Source organism: Janthinobacterium sp. PSPC1-1, assembly GCF_049897625.1.
GTDB lineage: Bacteria > Pseudomonadota > Gammaproteobacteria > Burkholderiales > Burkholderiaceae_D > Janthinobacterium > Janthinobacterium tructae.
Genome location: NZ_JAFCWP010000004.1, coordinates 330,412 through 349,314 on the forward strand (window position 1 = coordinate 330,412; position 18,903 = coordinate 349,314).

13 protein-coding genes are annotated in these 18,903 nt (G+C 62.9%); 8 read left to right on the plus strand and 5 right to left on the minus strand.

What is annotated here, in order from left to right; genetic code table 11:
- Nucleotides 1–18: 18 nt before the first annotated feature.
- The 3 genes from ACP7EG_RS15325 to ACP7EG_RS15335 all read right to left on the minus strand — a co-directional run bounded on the left by ACP7EG_RS15325 (nucleotide 19) and on the right by ACP7EG_RS15335 (nucleotide 3,359).
- Entirely contained in the window at nucleotides 19–933 is a 915-nt protein-coding gene (locus ACP7EG_RS15325; protein ID WP_426088273.1) for an HDOD domain-containing protein, read from the minus strand.
- The gene (locus ACP7EG_RS15330; RefSeq protein ID WP_426088274.1) at nucleotides 930–1,571 is read right to left on the minus strand and encodes a hypothetical protein; all 642 of its coding nucleotides are present in this window, start codon (nucleotides 1,569–1,571) and stop codon (nucleotides 930–932) included. The genes ACP7EG_RS15325 and ACP7EG_RS15330 overlap by 4 nt, the downstream gene beginning before the upstream one ends.
- A gap of 93 nt (nucleotides 1,572–1,664) precedes the next feature.
- Nucleotides 1,665–3,359 (minus strand): methyl-accepting chemotaxis protein, encoded by a 1,695-nt coding sequence (locus tag ACP7EG_RS15335; RefSeq protein ID WP_426088275.1) that lies wholly within the window; start codon nucleotides 3,357–3,359, stop codon nucleotides 1,665–1,667.
- Nucleotides 3,360–3,673: 314 nt separating this feature from the next.
- Here ACP7EG_RS15335 and ACP7EG_RS15340 point away from each other — a divergent pair, with 314 nt between their 5' ends.
- Entirely contained in the window at nucleotides 3,674–6,115 is a 2,442-nt protein-coding gene (locus ACP7EG_RS15340; protein ID WP_426088276.1) for a membrane-bound PQQ-dependent dehydrogenase, glucose/quinate/shikimate family, read from the plus strand.
- Between the two features lie 101 nt (nucleotides 6,116–6,216).
- On the opposite strand, the gene ACP7EG_RS15345 is transcribed toward ACP7EG_RS15340, so the two are convergent.
- Nucleotides 6,217–9,696: a DUF748 domain-containing protein gene (locus ACP7EG_RS15345; protein ID WP_426088277.1), complete on the minus strand. Its 3,480-nt coding sequence runs from the start codon at nucleotides 9,694–9,696 to the stop codon at nucleotides 6,217–6,219.
- Nucleotides 9,697–9,940: 244 nt separating this feature from the next.
- Between ACP7EG_RS15345 and ACP7EG_RS15350 the strand changes: the two genes are divergently transcribed.
- The 4 genes from ACP7EG_RS15350 to ACP7EG_RS15365 all read left to right on the plus strand — a co-directional run bounded on the left by ACP7EG_RS15350 (nucleotide 9,941) and on the right by ACP7EG_RS15365 (nucleotide 15,138).
- Nucleotides 9,941–12,076, plus strand: coding sequence for a TonB-dependent siderophore receptor (locus tag ACP7EG_RS15350; protein ID WP_426088278.1), 2,136 nt, complete (start codon nucleotides 9,941–9,943; stop codon nucleotides 12,074–12,076).
- 55 nt (nucleotides 12,077–12,131) lie between these two features.
- Entirely contained in the window at nucleotides 12,132–12,527 is a 396-nt protein-coding gene (locus tag ACP7EG_RS15355; protein WP_426088279.1) for a DUF2946 domain-containing protein, read from the plus strand.
- Nucleotides 12,528–12,615: 88 nt separating this feature from the next.
- Nucleotides 12,616–14,694: a TonB-dependent receptor gene (locus ACP7EG_RS15360; RefSeq protein WP_426088280.1), complete on the plus strand. Its 2,079-nt coding sequence runs from the start codon at nucleotides 12,616–12,618 to the stop codon at nucleotides 14,692–14,694.
- Between the two features lie 222 nt (nucleotides 14,695–14,916).
- Complete coding sequence (locus tag ACP7EG_RS15365) at nucleotides 14,917–15,138, plus strand: hypothetical protein (RefSeq protein WP_426088281.1); 222 nt, start codon at nucleotides 14,917–14,919, stop codon at nucleotides 15,136–15,138.
- Between the two features lie 132 nt (nucleotides 15,139–15,270).
- Here ACP7EG_RS15365 and ACP7EG_RS15370 read toward each other — a convergent pair whose 3' ends face one another.
- Nucleotides 15,271–15,594, minus strand: coding sequence for a hypothetical protein (locus tag ACP7EG_RS15370; RefSeq protein WP_426088282.1), 324 nt, complete (start codon nucleotides 15,592–15,594; stop codon nucleotides 15,271–15,273).
- A 171-nt stretch (nucleotides 15,595–15,765) separates the two neighbouring features.
- Between ACP7EG_RS15370 and ACP7EG_RS15375 the strand changes: the two genes are divergently transcribed.
- The 3 genes from ACP7EG_RS15375 to dsdC all read left to right on the plus strand — a co-directional run bounded on the left by ACP7EG_RS15375 (nucleotide 15,766) and on the right by dsdC (nucleotide 18,873).
- Nucleotides 15,766–16,503, plus strand: coding sequence for an NYN domain-containing protein (locus ACP7EG_RS15375; protein ID WP_426088283.1), 738 nt, complete (start codon nucleotides 15,766–15,768; stop codon nucleotides 16,501–16,503).
- A 118-nt stretch (nucleotides 16,504–16,621) separates the two neighbouring features.
- Nucleotides 16,622–17,953 carry a D-serine ammonia-lyase gene (locus ACP7EG_RS15380; protein WP_426088284.1) on the plus strand — a complete coding sequence of 444 codons (1,332 nt, stop codon included), beginning with the start codon at nucleotides 16,622–16,624 and terminating at the stop codon, nucleotides 17,951–17,953.
- On the plus strand, nucleotides 17,953–18,873 hold the full coding sequence (gene dsdC, locus ACP7EG_RS15385) for a DNA-binding transcriptional regulator DsdC (RefSeq protein ID WP_426088285.1): 921 nt from the start codon (nucleotides 17,953–17,955) through the stop codon (nucleotides 18,871–18,873). The genes ACP7EG_RS15380 and dsdC overlap by 1 nt, the downstream gene beginning before the upstream one ends.
- Nucleotides 18,874–18,903 lie beyond the last annotated feature (30 nt).

Below are 18,903 nucleotides of genomic sequence, written 5' to 3' on the forward strand. Positions count from 1 at the left end.
AAAATCAATTTCAACAAATTAGATGAATTCACTAAAAACCTGCCGTGCGGCGGGCCGGATTCTGCTGCGCGTGCGGCCAAGGGCAATATGGGCGTGCGGTTCCAGGATCTCGCGCCATTCGTTCCACTCCGCGTTGCTGTGGCGCAGCAGGGTTTCCATGTGGTCCGCGTCCAGACCCAGTACTCGCGCGGCGGCCGTGGCCGGCCCGCGCGGCCCCACGCCATTGCGCAGTATCAGGTCGGCGAAACTGCTGGCCAGTTGCAGCAGCCAGGCCAGGTCTGTCATGCGTCCGGCCTGCCCGAAGCCGGGCGGCGCGGCATGGCAGCGCACGGCGTCGCACAGGATATCCGGCATGCCCCAGCCCCGCATGAGGCTGGCTGACAGCGCCAGTTGATGGTGGCCGAAGCGCCGCGATTCCTCGCACAGCAGCAGCGCCCTGGCAGCGCTGCCGTGCTGGCCCAGCAGTTCTGCATACGTTTGCGGATGCAGCATGGCGATGGCCAGTTGGCCGATGTTGGCCAGCAAGCCGCAAGTGTACAGCTCTTTGGCCGGTGCCAGTTGCAGCGCTTCGCCCGCCACGCGGGCGGCGCAAGCCATGGCCTGCGAGTGCGACCAGAATCGCTGTTCGTCGAAGTGCGCACACGTGGCCGTTGGCCGGGCCGGGATGGCGAACGCCTGGCGCAGGGCAGGCAGGTCGATGGCGGCCAGCATCGCGGCGTCGATTGCTGCATGCTTGCGCTCGCCCGGTGGCACGGCCGCATTCGCCAGACCGATGACCTTGCCGGTCAGGGCCGGGTCGCAGCCCAGTTGTTCGGCCAGCTCGTCGAACGGCACCTGCTGCTGGAACAAGGTCGCCAGCCAGTGGCGCCGCCAGGCGGGCGAGGGCAGGATGGCGCCGCTGAGCAGGCTCGCCAGATCGAGGTGCGCATTCATGGCCGGCTCCCCATGCCGCTGCAGTCATCCACCTGCGCGGCGCCCGTTTGCAGGGCCGTGACCGCTTGCGACAGGGCATCAAGCGCCATCAGCAGGTCCGCATGCAGGCGGCGCAGCGCGCCGATATCGTTGGAAAAGCCCGCATGCACGGCCTGGCGCGCCAGTGCGTGCAAGGGAAGCAGGCCCATGGCGTAGCTGCTGTCGACAATTTCCTGTGCCAGCACTCTTGCCGGGGCCGGACGTTCGCAGCGCAGCGCATGGGCGATGCCGGCCAGCCGGTCGCGCGTCTCGGCCACGAAGAGGGCCAGAATCTCGCCCTGCAAGCGCCGGTCGTAGCCGAACATGGCGTCCAGGCGGGCCAGCTCGAACGGCGGCGTGTCCAGCGCCTCGGGCTGTGGCGGCGGTGCCGTGTCTGCCGTATCTGCTGTATTGGTCGTCTGGGTAGCCTTGCGCATTTGCAGCTGCTGATGCAGATCGGCAGCTGTCGCGCTGGCGGCCACCCTGCTCTGGCGCCAGTGGGTCCGGCGCCAGAGCAGGGCGGCCAGCAGCAGCAACAGGCCCGCCAGCGCCAGCGCCGGCCGCATCAGCGAGACGTCGTCGCACTGAAGGTAAGGATGGACCGCGAGGAAGGAGTTCATGGCTATGCCTGCATTCAGTGAGAGTGGTTGACAACGGATGTCATGGCGATGCTCCAGGATGACCGATGCAGGTGAGCCTGCATGACGACGGGTTCAGAATTCTTCCCAGTCGCCGCTGGCACCGGCACTGGCCGTGCTGCGGGCCGGGCCGGGGTCGCGCCGGGTGACCAGCTTGAGCGGCGCCGGCTTGCGTGCTGCAGGCTTGGCGGCTGGGGCTTGTCGCACCGGCGTGCTGTGTTGCGCCGCGTTAGCCTGGCCATGCGCCAGCTTGAAGGTGCCGACCACGCTGGCCAGATTGCTCGCCTGCTCCTGCAGCGATTGCGATGCCGCCGCCGCTTCTTCGACCAGGGCCGCATTCTGTTGCGTGACTTCATCCATTTGCGTGATGGCGCGGTTGATTTCGTCGATGCCCGTGCTTTGCTCGGCGCTGGCGGCCGAGATTTCGCTGACGATGTCGGTGACGCTGCGTACCGTATCGACCACTTCCGTCATGGCCGCGCCGGCTTGCTGGACCAGCTTGCCACCTTGTTCCACCTGCTCCACGGAGTCGCTGATGAGTGCCTTGATTTCCTTGGCGGCCGCCGCCGAACGGTGCGCCAGGTTGCGCACTTCGGTGGCCACGACGGCAAAACCGCGTCCTTGTTCGCCCGCCCGCGCCGCTTCCACGGCCGCATTCAGGGCCAGGATGTTGGTCTGGAAGGCGATGCCATCGATAACGCTGATGATGTCGGCGATCTTGTTGGACGAGTTGTCGATCGCTTCCATGGTGCGGATCACGTCGCCCATCACCTCGCCGCCGCGCACCGCCTTGTCCGAGGCGCTGACGGCCATTTGCTTGGCCTGGCGGGCATTGTCCGAGTTTTGCCGTACGGTGGCCGTCAGTTCTTCCATGGCCGAGGCGGTTTCTTCCAGCGAACCGGCTTGCTGCTCCGTGCGTGCCGACAGGTCCAGGTTGCCTGCCGCGATCTCGCTCGAAGCCGTGTTGATGGTCTCCGTGCCGGAACGCACTTCGGAGACGATGCGTACCAGGTTCTCGCTCATCTCGCCCATGGCTGTCATCAACTGACCCACCTCGTCGTTCGATGCGGCCTTGACCTGTACGCTGAGGTCGCCGCTTGCGATGGTGCGGGCCACGCCGATGGCGCTGGTCAGCGAGGCGACGATGCGGCGTGCCAGCAGCAGGCCCATGCCGGCTACGGCAGCATTGATGAACAGGGCCAGGACGATGGAGATCCAGCGTGCGCTGGCGACGGCGGTGGCGGCATCGGCCGCGCCTTTGTTGCCCACGTCCTCATTGTATTTATGGTGGGCGGCGAGGGCGTCGGTCAGTTCCTTGATAATGGGCTGGTTGGCCATCAGCAAGTCACGTGCCGCGTCGAGCTCGCCTTTGCCCGACAATGCCAGCACTTTCTCGCGCACGCTATCGTAGCGGGCCAGCACGGCGCGGTCGGCCGCCAGCAGCGCGCGGTCCTGCTCGTCCGTGAGGTTTTCCTTTTCATACTTGTCCAGCGCCTGGCCGACGGCGACGCGGGCGGCGCGCACCGAGGTTTCCAGCTGGCCGCGCACGGCGGGGTCTTTCGCTGCCAGATGTTGCCACACCTGCGTGCGCATTTGCGCGAAGGATACAAATGCGGTGTTCAGTGTCAGCAGGCTGGGAACGGTGTTGACCGTGGCATAGCCGGCCGCCGTGTACACGCGGTCCATTTGATAGATGCTGAAGCCCGTCAGGGCGGCCAGTCCGAGGACGACGGAGAGTATCAATGCATACAGGCGTTGGGCGATGGTCATGATGTGTGCCGCTCCACGTGAAGGTTGAAAATCGGGAAATTCGGTTGCCAGAGTTCACGTTTTTCATTTTACGGCAAAAATTTGATTTATTCGAGAAATTTGTTATTTATTTGATTTATTTTGTGCTTTTTTTGAAATCACAAGAGGACAGGCGGGCTGGCGGGGATGGCCTGTGATGAAAAGCAACACCACGCGGATATCGCGTTCTGGCGTGTGGCACGCTTTGCCAATTAGTGAAAAAATGGGATTCCTTGATCGCCCTCAAATACGGTGCGCTGGCGCGTGCCGCCGATTGACTCTTGTAAAGGAGCATCATGACTGCCTCTGCCCGGCCTGGACCCTTGCTTGTCATCACCGCAGTCATCTTCATCTTGCTGGGCCTGGCGCTTGCCGGCGGCGGCGCCTGGCTCGTCAGCCTTGGCGGCTCCTGGTATTACGTCGTGGCCGGCATCGGCATGCTGGTCGCCGGTGCGCTGGTGTGGAAGGGGCGGCGCAGCGCCCAGCTGTTCCTTGCGCTGCTGCTGTTCGCCACCCTGATCTGGTCTGTCATCGAAGTGAAGTTCGACTGGTGGCAATTGCTGCCCCGTCTCGATATCTGGTTCGCCGCCGCCGTCTGGCTGCTGCTGCCGTTCGTCGATCGCCGCCTCGCTCCGCCACTGACGGCCGGGGCGAAACCGCGCGACGCCGGCAAGAGCGCGCTGGCCGCCGCCGTGGTGCTGACGGCCGCCGTGGGCGTGTTTTCGCTGTTCCAGGACTATTACACCTTGCACGGCGAAGTGCCGGCCGAGAACATGGCGGCCGCGCCCGCAGGCGATGTTGCACCGGGCGTGGCGCCCAACGACTGGGCCGCATATGGCCGCTCCGGCTATGGAGACCGCTACGCGCCGGCCGCGCAGATCACGCCGGCCAACGCTGCGCAGCTGAAACAGGCGTGGGTCTACCACACGGGCGACTTCAAGGGGCCGAACGACCCGGGCGAGATCGCCAACGAAGTCACGCCCCTGAAAGTGAACGGCATGCTGTACCTGTGCACGCCGCATAACATCGTCATCGCGCTGGACCCGGACACGGGCAAGGAAATCTGGCGCCACGATCCGAAGATCAACCGCGATGCGTCCAGCTACCAGCACATGATTTGCCGCGGCGTGGCCTACTGGGATGTCAACGCGGGCCGCGCCAAGGGCGACCCGGCGCCCGAAGCTGCCAGCATGGAATGCCCGCGCCGCATCTTCGCGCCCACCATGGATGCGACCCTGATCGCCGTGAATGCAGATACGGGTGCAGCGTGCAAAAGCTTCGGCGAAAATGGCGTGATTGGCCTGTACCATGGCATGGGCATGAAGAAGCGGGGCTTTTTGATGCCCACGTCGCCGCCGGCCGTGGCGCAGAACGTGGTGGTGATGGCCGCCAGCGTGACCGATAATTTTTCCACGGAAGAACCCTCTGGCGTGATCCGCGGTTACGATCCCGTTACCGGCAAACTGATGTGGAACTGGGATGCCTCGAACCCGGACGACACGGCGCCCATTGCCGAGGGAAAAACCTACACCAACAATTCGCCCAATTCCTGGGGCGTCTCCAGCGTGGATGAAAAGCTGGGCATGGTGTACATCCCGATGGGCAATGAAACGCCGGACACGTGGGGTGGCAAGCGCAATCCGAACGGCGAGAAATACAATAGCGCCATCGTCGCGCTGGATCTTGTCACCGGGAAAGTACGCTGGGTGTACCAGACCGTGCACCACGATATCTGGGACATGGATATCGGCGGCCAGCCCACCCTGGTCGATATCGACACGCCAAAAGGTAAAGTTCCATCGGTCGTGGCCACCACCAAGCGGGGCGACATCTATGTGATCGACCGGCGCGATGGCAGCCTGGTCGTGCCGGCGCCGGAAAAACCCGTGCCGACGGCCAACGCGGCCCCTGGCGACAAGCTGTCGCCCACGCAGCCGTTTTCGGCCCTCACTTTCCTGCCCGAGAAACACATCAGCGAAACGGATATGTGGGGCACGACGCCGTTCGACCAGCTTGCCTGCCGCATCATCTTCCGCCAGCACCGTTATGAGGGGCCGTTCACGCCGCAAACGGTGGCCGAAGGCAAGATCAAGGGCGCCATCATCTCACCGGGTCCCCTGGGCATCTTCGAGTGGGGCGGGGCGGCCGTCGATCCCGTGCGTCAGTTGCTGCTGGTGAACCCCGACTACATGGGCTTCCTGGAACGCCTGGTGCCGCGCGCGCAAGCCAACGCGAAGGGTGGCACGGGTTCGGAAATGGGCTTGCAGCCGCAGACGGGCGTGCCGTTTGCTGTGGAAATCAAGCCCTTCCTGTCGCCGCTGGGCTTCCCATGCCAGGCGCCGCCCTGGGGCTACATCGCCGCCGTCGACTTGCGTACCATGAAAAAAGTGTGGATGCACAAGAACGGCACCACGCGCGACAGCGCCCCCGTACCCATCGCCTTGCCGCTGGGCGTACCCAGCCTGGGCGGCATGAGCACGACAGGCGGCGGCGTGGCTTTCCTCAGCAGCACGCTCGACTACTACATCCGCGGTTACGACGTGCGCAACGGAAAAACCGTCTGGAAAGCCCGCCTGCCAGCCGGCGGCCAGGCCACGCCGATGAGTTATATCTCCGACAAGACGGGCAAGCAGTATGTGGTGGTGATGGCCGGCGGCCACGGTTCGCTGGGAACAAAGATGGGCGATAGTTTGGTGGCGTTTGCCTTGCCGGATGAGGCTGTGGAGAAGAAAAAATAGAAAGCGGAGGGCAAGCACCTGGGAAGAGCTGGGGTCAGTCGCTTCGCGATCGGAATGCGCCCCATTGGTACGCATTCCCCCGACGGGTCTGACCCCAGATTTTATTGCGCCGCCAATCCCAGCTTCAAGCCCACCAGCTTGCCCGGAGCGGCCTCGGTTTTTTCCGGCGCACCCGCGCTGACCCTGGTCGCCGGCGTGCCGTCCTGCTGCAGGGCCGCCAGAATCGCTGCGCTGCGCTGGGCGCCCAGTTTATTCAAGGCATCGGTAGGCAGGGGCTGTTTGGCTTCCAGCTGCTCGCGCAAGCCATTATAGAAGGCGCCCGTGTCGGCCACTTGCGGTTCGCCTTCGATCAGCTTGCCCAGGCGCTGCAGGACGGGGATTTTTGCCGGAGCCGCAGTGGACGCCGCTGCCGCTGCCGCTGCCGCTGCCGTGGCTGGTACGGCCGACTCCGCCGCCTTTTTCTGCTTGTCCAGCTCGGCCTTGCCGAAGCGCTCGCTGTACAGCTCGCGCAGGGCGCCCCGTATCTTGCGTTCGCCCAGGTTCAGCGGACCCGGTTCTTCGCCCGCTTCGAGCTTGATGCCGGCCTTGGCGGCGACGGCGCGGCGCACGGCCTGGGCGCGCAGGGCGGCCCCGTCCGTGTCGCTGTACTGGCCCGGCACGGCCAGTTTCAGCTGTTCGCGCTTGGCGAGGATTTGCGCCACCTGCTTGAGCTTTTCCCGTTCGGGTGGCAGCAGCACGGCGCTGCCCGCATCGAAGTCGATGGATTCGAGCTTGTCGGCGCTGATGCCCAGCAAGTTGCCCAGCGCGCGGAACGGCGCCGTGACGATTTTCGTCAGCACATTGCCCACGGCTTTCCAGATCAGGGCGCCATAGCTGAATTGCGGGTCGTTCATGTCGCCCGAAACGGGCAAACCGAGGTCGATGCGCCCATCGCTATCCTTGAGGATGGCCAGCGCCAGTTCCAACGGCAGTTTCAAGGCGTCCGGACTGTCGATGCGTTCACCCAGTGTCAGCTTGTCGAGCACGATCTGGTTGGTGCCGTCGAGCTGGCGGTTGCGCACCTTGTATTGCAAGTCCAGCGAAATCTTGCCTTCCGCCACTTTGTAGCCGGCGAACTTCATCGTGTACGGCGAGGCGGAGACCATGTCGACGTTCTTGAAGACCACGTTCAAGTCCGTGTTGTCGGTGGGCGCGAACGGGTTCAGCTGGCCACGCACGCGGGCCAGGCCGAATTCGTCGATGCGGCCGTCCAGTTCGATCTGGCTGCGCGCATCGCGCTTGGTCGACAGGCCCGTGACGACGCCATTGAGTTCATAAATCTTGGCGGCGAACTGGGGCCGCAAGCTCAGGTCGGCAAAGTCCAGCTTGGCGTTTTGCAGGCGCACGCGGCGCACGCGCACGGGGAAGGCGGCGTCGGCTGCCGGCGTGGCGGCGGCAACGGGAGCCACAGCGGGCGCGGTGACTGGCTCGGGCGCCTTCACCAGCAAGCGCTGTGCATTCAGGCTGCGGTCGTTTTCGATGATCAGCTGGGCGTTCGGTTCGACCACGCGCAGTTCGGGGATGTCGACAAAGTCGGGACCCACGCTGGCCGTCAGCTTGTCGGCGCGCACGCTTTTCCACGAGGCAAAACGCTTGCCATCCGTTTCATTGAGCACCAGGCCGGCAATATCCACGCCGCCCTCATAACGGACCTTGGGCGCTTTCGGCGCGCCGCCGCCCGTCGTCAGGCGGCCGCTGCCGGAGAGGGTGCCGCCCGCCAGCTTCAGTTTTACATGCTGAGCCAGCAAGGGTTGCACAGGGGCCAGGGTCAGTTGTTTCAAATTTAATTGCGCATCGACGGCGCCCGTGCCCGGCACGAACTTGCCCTTGGCCGTCAGCAAGCCGCCTTCGCGCAAGCCCACGCCCAGCTCGAACGGCAGCGCCTGTTTCATGTCGTTGCTGACGTTTTGCAAGGAGAGGCGTGCATCCTGCAAGTTGCCCTTGATGCCAGTGCCCGCATCGTCGAAACGGGCGCCGAACTTGCTCAGCTCTACCTTCTCCACCTTGGTGGACCACGGTGCGGATGGTTCATCCTTGCCCGCGTCGGCTTTGCTGGCGGCAAATACGGGCAGCTTTTGCGCAATCGCAAACTCTCCCTGGCGGTTGCGCGCCAGGTCGATCTGCGCGCCGCTGGCCGTCACGGCGCCCAGGTGCACGGTATGCGCGGCCAGGTCGATCTTGCCATCCGTAAAACCCAATTGGGCCAGCTTGAACGGCGTTTGCGCACCCCGTTGCATGGCCAGATCGGCCAGGGCAAAGCTGGCGCCGTCGATGACGATGGCCGTGCCGGCCTGGGCTTGCTGCAAGCCCAGTTGCAGCTGCAGTTGCAACTGTTTCGCGCTCAATTGCAGGGCCGGTGAGACGGTTTCATCGATGGCGGACACGTCCACGTTGGCCAGGGCCACTTGCTTCAAGTCCACTTTCCACTTGCCCGGCTTGGCTGGCGCGGCGGAGGCTGCCGGTGCCGGGTTGCCGGGCAGCATCAGGTTCGCCACGTCGATCTCGCCCTTGCTGTCGCGCCGCACGGCCACCTTGCCGCCGTACAGATTGATCTTGTCGACCGTAACGTTCTGGCGCGCCAGGTCGGCGTTCACGCCGGCGATGCCCAAGGAATCCAGCGAGGTGAATGGCTCTCCTTTGCCCTTTACATCGCCTTGCACCAGCGCCAGATCGCGCAAGGCCAGGCCCGCGCCTTTGACTGTGGCTTGCAGCGTGCCGTCGGCATAAGAAAAGGCGTAGGGCAGGCGCGCGGACAGCTTGCCGCTGGTCACTTGCGCGCGCGTATAGGCTTTCAAATACGCAGCCAGGCCGGGCAGGGAAGCGTCGTTCAGGATCAGTTCGCCTTCGCCACGAATCGGGCTGAGCGAGGCCGTGCCGCGCCAGTGCAGCTTGCCGCCGCGCGCCGCGTCGGCGCTGAGGCTGTAGCTGCCGTTGGCGTCGGGCAGGGTGGAGATATTGTCGAGCGTAAAGTTGATCGGCGTGAAGTTGTCCGCATATCCCGCCTTCTGGTCTTGCCAGTCCACTTTGCCTTGTTCCAGCGCAAAGTGGGCGATGACGAGGCGCGGCATGCCGCCGTCGCTTTTTTCAGGATGGTTGCGTTGCCAGGTGGCCAGCACTTCCGCCAGATTGAACTTGCCGTCCGGCGTGATGGTCAAATGCGTCTGCGGCGCCGTGATGCGGATTTCCGCCAGGCTCCAGGCGCGGCGCACGATGGATTTCCATTCCAGCTGCACGGCCAGGGCGCCGATGGACAGCAGCGGCGCGCCGTTCTTGCCATTCGCGCTGGCCGCTTCGGTAAAGGCGATCTGGTCCGCTTCCAGGCGCAGGGTAAACGGGTTGAAGCGCACGGAGGCTATGCTGGCCTGGCGCGCGAGTTCTTTTTCTGCAAATTTGGGTAGCTGATTTTTGACGACGTAGGGCACCAGCCAGAAGCCGGCCGCGCTGTAGGCGGCCAGGGCGCAGCCTGTGCCAAGGGCCCAGCGCTGCCAGCGTTTCCAGCGAAATGTTTTCGTCTGCACGCTTTTGTTGTCGATTGTGTTCACGAACTTACCTTTTGATCTTGTTGAACGGCACACCTGAGCGCCGTGACTGCCAGTATGCCTCTTTGCGGCCTCGTCTGCAAAATCCAAACGTGTTCATGTGATAACAGAAGCCATGGACACCGTGTTTCTTCTGTAAAACTCACACAAACTCACTCTTTCTTGATAATGATTCTCATTACCGGTATCATGGCGGCTAACCGTTAGTTTCCATTTGTATATATTTTTTCATTGAAAGCCCGATGTCATGCCAGTCGTCTCACCCCGCACCCGCTTGCTTCCAGTCGCCGCCGCCCTGTCGCTGGCCTTCGCTTCCCACGCGGCCAACGCTGCCAGCGGCCAGGACGACCTGACGGCTGGCGATGCGAAAGTCATGCAAGCCGTGCAGGTGACGGGGGCGCGTGCGCAAGGGCTGGTGCCGCTCACCACGGAGGCGGGCAGTTTTCGCGGCGCCAGCATCATGGACGTGCCCTCGACCGTCAACGTGATCACGCGTGAATTGCTGGAACAGCAAGCCGTCTCCGGCCTGTACGATGCCGTGCGCAATACGGCCGGCGTGACGCGCCAGCAAAATGGCGGCGAGACCTGGGATCAATTGGTGATACGTGGCATCGCCGTGGAAAACCGCACGAATTACCGTCTCAACGGCTCGATGCCCATCATGAACTTCTCGCAAGTACCCATGGAAAACAAGGAAAGGGTGGAAGTGCTGAAGGGCGCCTCGGCCCTGTACTACGGTTTTACGTCGCCGGCCGGCGTGGTCAACTTCGTCACCAAGAGGGCCGGCAGCCAGCCCATCACCAGCATGGGCCTGGTTCTGGACGACCGTGGCAGTGCCGTGGCAAATATCGACGTGGGCCGCCGCTTCGGCGCGCAGCAGGAATTCGGCGTGCGCATCAATGCGGCCGGTGGGACGCTGGGTTCCTGGCTGGACCATGTCGGCAACGGCAACCGCCGTTTTCTTGCCACGGCGCTCGATTGGAGAGTGACGAACAAACTGCTGCTGAAGGCGGACCTGGAATACGAGCGCCGCAAGGTGACGGAGCAGGCGGGCGTGGCCTTGCCCACGGCCGTGAAAGGGGTGATCAGCTTGCCGCGCGCCGTCGATCCGCGCCAGTTGATCGGCCCCGACTGGTCGGCTTTCGAGGCGCAAACGAAGAATGCGCAATTGCGCGCCGATTATGCCATCACGGACGGCTGGGCCTTGACGGTGGAGGCGGGTCATTCGGAAACGGCGCGCGACCGCCGCCTGGCGATCTTCCGCTTGAACAACGCGGCCGCGCTGGCCACGGGGGCGGGCCGCATCACGGGCAATATCCAGCACAGCGTGACGGCGTCGGACTTGCTGCGCTTTGAACTGGCCGGCAATTTTCATACGGGTTTTATTGCCCACGAGCTGACCCTGGGCGCTTCGCGCACGGACAAGTCGCAAGATCCGATTTATCAGAGCAATTACACGATTGCGTCGCAAAACCTGTACAACCCCGTGCCCGTGACGAATGTCGTGTTCGGTCCCAAGCCGGTTTCGCCCACGACGGCCGCGCTCGACACGCGCGACACGGGCTTGTACGCGCTCGACCGCATGGTCTTCAGCCCGCAATGGCAAAGCATCATCGGCGTGCGCCGCAGCAGTTACCAGAGCGACCAGGGCGCCAGCCATTACGACGTCAGCAAGACCACGCCGATGGCCTCGCTGATCTACAAGGCCACGCCCCAGCTGTCGTTCTACGCCTCCACGGCGCGCGGGCTGGAAGAGGGTGAAACGGGGCCGACGGGGACCGTGAACCAGGGCGTCAAGATGGCGCCTGGCGTGAGCAAACAGAAAGAATTGGGCGCGCGCTGGCTGACGCCGGGCGGCACCCTGGTCTCCGCCGCGCTGTTCGACATCACGCGCCCCGGCTACTACACGAATGCCAGCAATGTGTTCACGTCGGATGGCGAACAGCGCTACCGTGGGCTGGAAGTCTCGACGCAAGGTAAGCTGACGCGCCAGCTGTCGTGGCAGACGTCGGCGCAGTTGCTCGACCCCAAGTTTGCCAACATCAACGCCGACTACAACGGCAAGGCGCCGGAAAACGCGTCGAAACGCACGGCCAGCGCCTTTCTCGCCTACGCGTTCGACGCCGTACCGGGCCTGTCCGTCAACGGCGGCGCGTATTATTACAGCGCCCGTCCGGTCAACGACCTGAACCAGGCCTTCCTCGGCGGCGTGAGCCTGTTCAGCGCGGGCGCCCGTTACGCCAGCGCGGTGATGCAGAAATCCGTCGTGTGGCAGCTGAACGTGGAAAACCTTGCCGACAAGCGCTACTGGGCCGGCGCTGGCACGCGCCTGGCATCCGGTGCGCCGCGCGCCATTAAGCTGTCGATGAAGGTGGATTTGTAAGGACGGCTTGACCTGCGCCCTGTGCACAGGGTGCTTGCCCTGATACAATGTTGCCATGTTCATCAGCAAAGGCAAGGCCGGCATCGTCCTGTGGATCGCGTGTATCGCCATCTTCCTGGCCACGCTCGCCCCTACAGTGTCGCGCGCGCTGACGGTCGCCAGCGGCCTGGCCGTGCCCAGCCTGGAAATCTGTTCGGTGGCGGGCGGCATGAATATGTCTCCCGCAACATTGTCCAACGACGCGTCCGATAGTTCCAAGAGCGGCATGCGCATGGCCGACTGCCCTTGCTGCAGCATGCATGCTGACACCTTGTCGCTTCCGCCTACCTCCCTCGTGCTTGCTTCCGGTGAACTGATCACGGGCTTGCTGCCCGAGCTGTTCTACCAATCCGCCACGCCGCTATTCGCCTGGACGCCCGTCCAGCCCCGCGGCCCGCCTGCCGCTTTCTGATCTGTCCCTTTCCTGAACTGCCTTGCGCCGTGCGTGTCGTGTGCTTGCGCCTGTTCGTTTTACCTATACAGAATCTGAAAGCAGCACCATGAAACATTTACCGTTATTGATTTCCCTCGCCATCGCCATGCCCGCCGTGGCGCAGTCGCGCGCTGAAGATGTTTTGCCCGAGATGAAAGTCATTGTGACAGCCATCGGTGACGGCTACCGTCCCGCCGCCGACACGGCCTTAATGCTGTCGAGCACGCCCGGTTACAGCGTGGCGGCCGGCGGCGGCGTGTCCGGCTTGCCAGTGGTGAATGGCTTTGCGGATGACCGCATCAAGATTCGCATCGATGGCATGGAACTGACGTCGGCTTGCGCCAATCATATGAATGCGCCGCTGTCCTACATTGATCCGCAACAAGTGCAGCGCATTCGCCTGATCGCCGGCATCACACCCGTCAGCGCGGGCGGCGACAGCATAGGCGGCACCATCGAGGTGCAGTCGAACGCGCCCGTGTTCGCCCAGCCTGGCGCAGGGCTGCTGACGCAAGGCAGCTTTGCCGTCTCGGGGCGCAGCGTCAACAACAGCGTGGCGACCAGCGTGAACGCCTCGGCCGCCAGCGACAGCCTGAGCGTCGGCTACAGCGGCGCCTATACGCGCGGCCACAGCTATGACGATGGTCACGGCAACAAGGTGCTGGGCAGCATGTTCGAGAGCATCAACCAGGCCATCGTGCTGGCGGCGAAAGGCCAGGGCCAGCAGCTGACACTGCGCGCTGGCGTGCAGCACATTCCGTACCAGGGTTTTCCGAACCAGTACATGGACATGACGGACAACCACGGCCAGTTCGCCAATCTCGCTTATAAAGGCGAGTTCGCCTGGGGCGTGCTCGACGCGCGCGCCTACTGGCAGCAGACTGACCACGAAATGGGCTTTTTCTCTCCCGAGCGCACGGGCACGATGCCGATGATTACGCACGGGCGCAACACGGGCTATGCGCTGATGGCCAGCCTGCCGATGGCTGCGGGCGAGTTGCGCCTGGGCCAGGAGTGGCACGGTTTCCGCCTCGACGACTATTGGCCTGCCGTGCCCGGTTCCATGATGATGGGCCCGCGTACCTACCTGAACATCAACGACGGCAAGCGCGACCGCACCGTGCTGTTCGGCGAGCTGGAAACGCGGCACGATGCGCGCTGGACGAGCGTGCTGGGCTTGCGCGGCGAATCCGTGCGCATGGATGCGGGCGACGTGCAATCGTACGGCACCAACATGATGAACATGCCGGACCTGATGGCCGCCAGGGCCTTCAATGCGCGCAGCCGCAGCCAGCGCGACACGAATATCGATGCCTCGGCGCAAGCCACCTTCACGCCGGACCTTGCCAGCAGCTATGAATTCGCGCTGGCGCGCAAGGTGCGCTCGCCCAATCTGTACGAGCGTTATTCGTGGGGCTGCGGCTCGATGGCCATGACCATGACCAACTGGTTTGGCGATGGCAACGGCTATGTGGGCAATATCGACCTGAAACCCGAGACGGCTTACACGGCCGCGTTCACGGCAGACTGGCATGGCGGCGGCGAGGAGGGCTGGTTCCTGCGCGTCAATCCCTACTACAGCAAGGTCGACAATTACATCGACGTCGACGTGCTGGCATCCTTCCACCCGTACATGAAAATGGGCGCGAATGGTAACTTGCTGCGCTTTGCCAACCACGACGCCAAGCTGTACGGCGCCAACGTGGCGTGGCAGTTGCCGCTGGCCAGCAGCGCGCGCTGGGGCCGCTTCATGGCGACGGGCAATGCCGCTTACACGCGGGGCAAGCGCAGCGATGGTGGCGATCTGTACCGCATGATGCCGTTCAACGCCTTGCTGGCCGTCGAGCACAAGCTGGGCGCCTGGAGCAGCCGCATCGAAACGAAGATCGTTGCCCGCAAGGACAAGGTCGATGCGCGCCGCTTCGAACCGGAAACGGGCGGCCATGCCCTCGTCAACCTGCGCAGCAGCGTGGCATTGAGCAAGATGGCCAGCCTGAGCGCCGGCGTGAGCAACCTGTTCAACCGCGCGTATGCGGACCCGCTCGGTGGCGTGTATTTGTCGGGCTTGAAGGCGAACGGCGGGGCGCTGCAAGCCTTGCCGGCCGAGGGCCGGTCGATTGATCTGGGGTTGCAGCTGAAGTTCTAAGGTCGATAATCCGCACTAGCGCCTTCCTGCTACCGGGGGGAAGGCGTCTGCGGGAGGCATCGCAGGATGCTAGTCAGGTGCTTGTGACAATGTGCGCATGTTTCTTTTCGGTAATTTGGTATTCTCCGTGGCGTCCTGGTTCCGGTATTTGCCGCACAAGCGTACGATAGCGAGGCTTGTTGCTATCGGTGGATAGGATGCTGGCTTACAAAAAGGGTGTACATGATCGCGTTTAAAGATTTCCGTTCTACTACTTCGGGCAGTCCTCTTTCCGATGGCATCGACAGATCGCTGGTATTGGCAAATGAATGGCTGGAAAAAACGGGTGTCCGTCCAGTCAGCATCGAAACCATCACGGAAACCAGGGGCGTGGTGACGATAATCCAGGTTGAGCGGGGTCTGCGGGTGTGGTATGAAGTGGCTTCTTTTCCCTTGAAACCCTGACCTGTTCAATCAGGCTATGTCACCGTCAGGTGTGGGAACGCTTCCAGCGTTGCCTGCAATAATGTTTCTGGAGCGCGGGTGTGCCCGGCGTCGACTACCCAGCTCCTGCCCAGGTAATCCGGCACAAAGCCATCAATTCCCGCCTCCGCTCTTTTTTCGCCGTGACCCCGTCAGGACGCGCAGCGCGGTGGCAATCGGCACCTTGTTCTTGGCGAGGTAGGCGGCGGCCGTGGCGGTATCGAGCATTTCCTGGAAGATAATGCCGACCTCGACCTTTTGGGCCGTCAAATCGTCCTGCCTTGCGCAGTCGAGGATGTCCATATTCGTAGCAGTGGCTTTGTCATTCTTGGAGCGCATTTTTGCCTCAGTAGAAAAGAGAAAAATGTCTCCTTTTTTGCCTTTAAAATAACTTATTTTTATGCCTTTGTGGAAATTTTTCTTTAATCGATAGTGCATTCAAGAATCAAATTTAGCTATCGTCAGGGATCTGCTGCAGGTTTGGATATTACTTACCGGAACATTTGACTGCATAGTCGGGACTGCACACATACTGCGGATACCTGATAGGCCCGTGTGCATTGGTATTGAGCCACGCTCGGAATCTCAACTTTTTGAAGCCCAAAAATTATGACAAGTAATGCCAAGCTGGCAGTCTTGATCGATGCGGATAATGCCCAGGCGTCGATTATCAAGGAATTGCTGACGGAGGTATCGACCTTTGGTACCGCATCGGTGAAGCGTGCCTATGGAGACTGGACTACGCCCAATTTGAAAGGCTGGAAAGAAATCCTGCATTTGATGGCCATTCAGCCGATCCAGCAATTCAGCTATACGACAGGGAAAAATTCAACCGATTCATCGTTGATCATCGACGCCATGGATTTGCTGCACTCTGAAAAGCTGGACGGCTTTTGCCTGGTATCGTCTGACAGTGATTTCACGCGCCTTGCAACACGGATTCGCGAATCAGGGCTCGCCGTGTACGGCTTTGGTGAAAGAAAGACGCCGCCGGCCTTCGTTGCCGCCTGCGACAAGTTTGTGTATACGGAGATTTTGCGGCCGGTAACACCGCCTCCATTGGCGGGAAAACAACAAAAAACGTTACATGCGCTGGCACCGGTCTCCCTCGACGTGGATACGCAGGTAGTGCTGCGCAAGGCCATCATCGCCGCAGCGCGCGATGACGGTTTTGCCTCTTTGAGCAGCGTCGGCAGTCTGATCGTGAAGAATAACCCGGCCTTCGATCCGCGCCACTATGGATGCCAGAAATTGAGCGAACTGGTGCGTCGTCTTCCTTTCGTTGAAATAAAGGAAGTTCAAAGCGAAAAGAATCCCGCCATGCATCTGTACATAAAATTGAAATAGGGAAGCATCCGGGCCATCATGACACATGATCTTCCGTCACCCATTGCCTGATCAACCATCCTTTGCCAGCGGCGCCCGGATGCGGTCTAATCATGGCTTGTTCCTTTACGAGGTTGCCATGCTGCCCACTCCCGCCATCGCCGCATTGTGCGAAAAATTTCCCCTGATTCCTGAACTGATGGCCTTGCAGCCCTTGAGCTGGTTCAATCCCCGCATCGCGCCGGCGGCCGAGGCCTTGAACGACGTGGGCTTGACGGCGGCCGACGTGGCGGATGCCAGCGCGCGCCTGGCGCGCTTCGCGCCCTACCTGGCCAGGGCGTTTCCGGAAACGCAGGCCAGCGGCGGCATCATCGAGTCGCCCGTCGTGCCGCTGCCGGCCATGCAGGCGGCGCTGGGTTTTGCCTCAGGCATGACGAGCGGTCAGCTGTGGCTTAAGCAGGATAGCCATTTGCCCATTTCCGGCTCGATCAAGGCGCGCGGCGGCATCTATGAAGTGCTGAAACATGCGGAAATGCTGGCGCTGGACGCCGGTTTGCTGAAGCAGGGCGACGATTACAGCCTGCTGGCCAGCGACGCCGTGCGGGCGTTTTTCGGCCAGTATGCGATCGCCGTCGGCTCCACGGGCAATTTGGGCTTGTCGATCGGCATCATGAGTGCGCGCCTGGGCTTTCGCGCCACCGTGCACATGTCGGCTGATGCGCGGCAATGGAAGAAGGATAAATTGCGCAGCCACGGCGTCACGGTGGTCGAGTACGCCACCGACTACAGCGTGGCCGTGGAAGCGGGGCGCAGGCAGGCGGAGAATGATCCGACTTGCCACTTCGTCGACGATGAAAACTCGCACGATCTGTTTCTCGGTTACGCGGTGGCTGGCCAGCGTCTGAAAGCGCAGTTTGACGCTGCCGGCGTCGCGGTCGATGCGCAGCACCCGCTGTTCGTATACCTGCCGTGCGGCGTGGGCGGCGGCCCCGGCGGCGTGGCATTCGGCTTGAAACTGGCCTTTGGCGATGCTGTTCACTGCGTGTTCGTCGAGCCGACGCACTCGCCGTGCATGCTGCTGGGCGTGCACACGGGCTTGCATGAAGGCATCAGCGTGCAGGAGATCGGCATCGATAACCTCACGGCGGCTGATGGCCTGGCCGTGGGCCGCCCGTCCGGCTTTGTCGGGCGCGCCATGCAGCGGCTGATCGACGGCTACGCCACCGTCACGGATGAAGAACTGTACCGCTTGCTGGCGCTGCTTGAGCAAACGCAAGGCTTGCGCCTGGAACCGTCCGCCGTGGCCGGTTTCGCGGGCATCCAGCACGTGCTGGCCGCGCCGCAATATCAGCAGCACCTGGAAGCGGCCACGCACCTGGTGTGGGGCACGGGCGGCAGCATGGTGCCGGAGCAAGAAATGGCCGCCTACGTGGCGCGTGGCCGCGCACTGCTGAAGGCCGGAGCCGATTGATGCCGGCCGGCGTGGCGCTCAAAGGTACGCTGACGGCCAGCCAGTTCGCCAACCTGCACACGTTTCTCGTGGCGGCGCGCCATGCCAGCTTTGCGCTGGCCGCGCAGGAACTGGCACTTACGCCCAGCGCCGTCAGCCACCGCATCGCGCGGCTGGAAAGCAGTCTGAACCTGCGCCTGTTCGAACGATTGACGCGGCAAGTCAAGCTGACGGCGGATGGCGAACGCATCTTCGCCGCCCTGCAAATCGGCTGGGACGGCTTGCAGGCGGCGCTGGCCGGCGGCGATGCGCTCACTGGCCGCATCACCGTGCATGCGCGTCCCTCGGTGGCCCAGTGCTGGCTGGTGCCGCGCCTGGCAGGGTTCGCTGCGCAATATCCGGAGGTGTCGATCGATTTGCGCGTGGGTAATGAAAGCGTGGACTTTCGCGCCGGCCAGGTGGACCTGGCCTTGCACTATGGCGACGGCCACTTTCCCGGCCTGGCATCGCGCAAGCTGATGGATGAACGGCTGGCGCCCGTATGCAGTCCCGCGTATGCACGCGAGCACCGCTTGCAAGATGCGCCGCAACACCTGGCCAGCGCGACGCTGTTGCACGACACCCTGGCCTGGCCAGCCTGCGCGCCCGATGCCGAATGGCGCTTGTGGCTGGACGGGCAGGCGCCCGAGGTGAACTTGCCCACGCGCAGCCTGCGCTTCGACCGCGCCGACCTGTGCGCGCAGGCGGCTATCCACCACGCGGGCGTGGCCATGGGCCGGCGCCAGCTGGTGCAGCCGTGGGTCGACAGCGGCCAGCTGGTCCTGCCGTTTGGCGGTTTCGACTTGCCCAGCCCGCAGGCGTATTACCTCGTGCATGCCGCGCGGACACTGTCAGCGAGAGTCCAGGCGTTGCTGGACTGGCTGCTGGGGCAGGCAATTTGATACACTGCGCCCCTTGTTCAAGAACGCGCA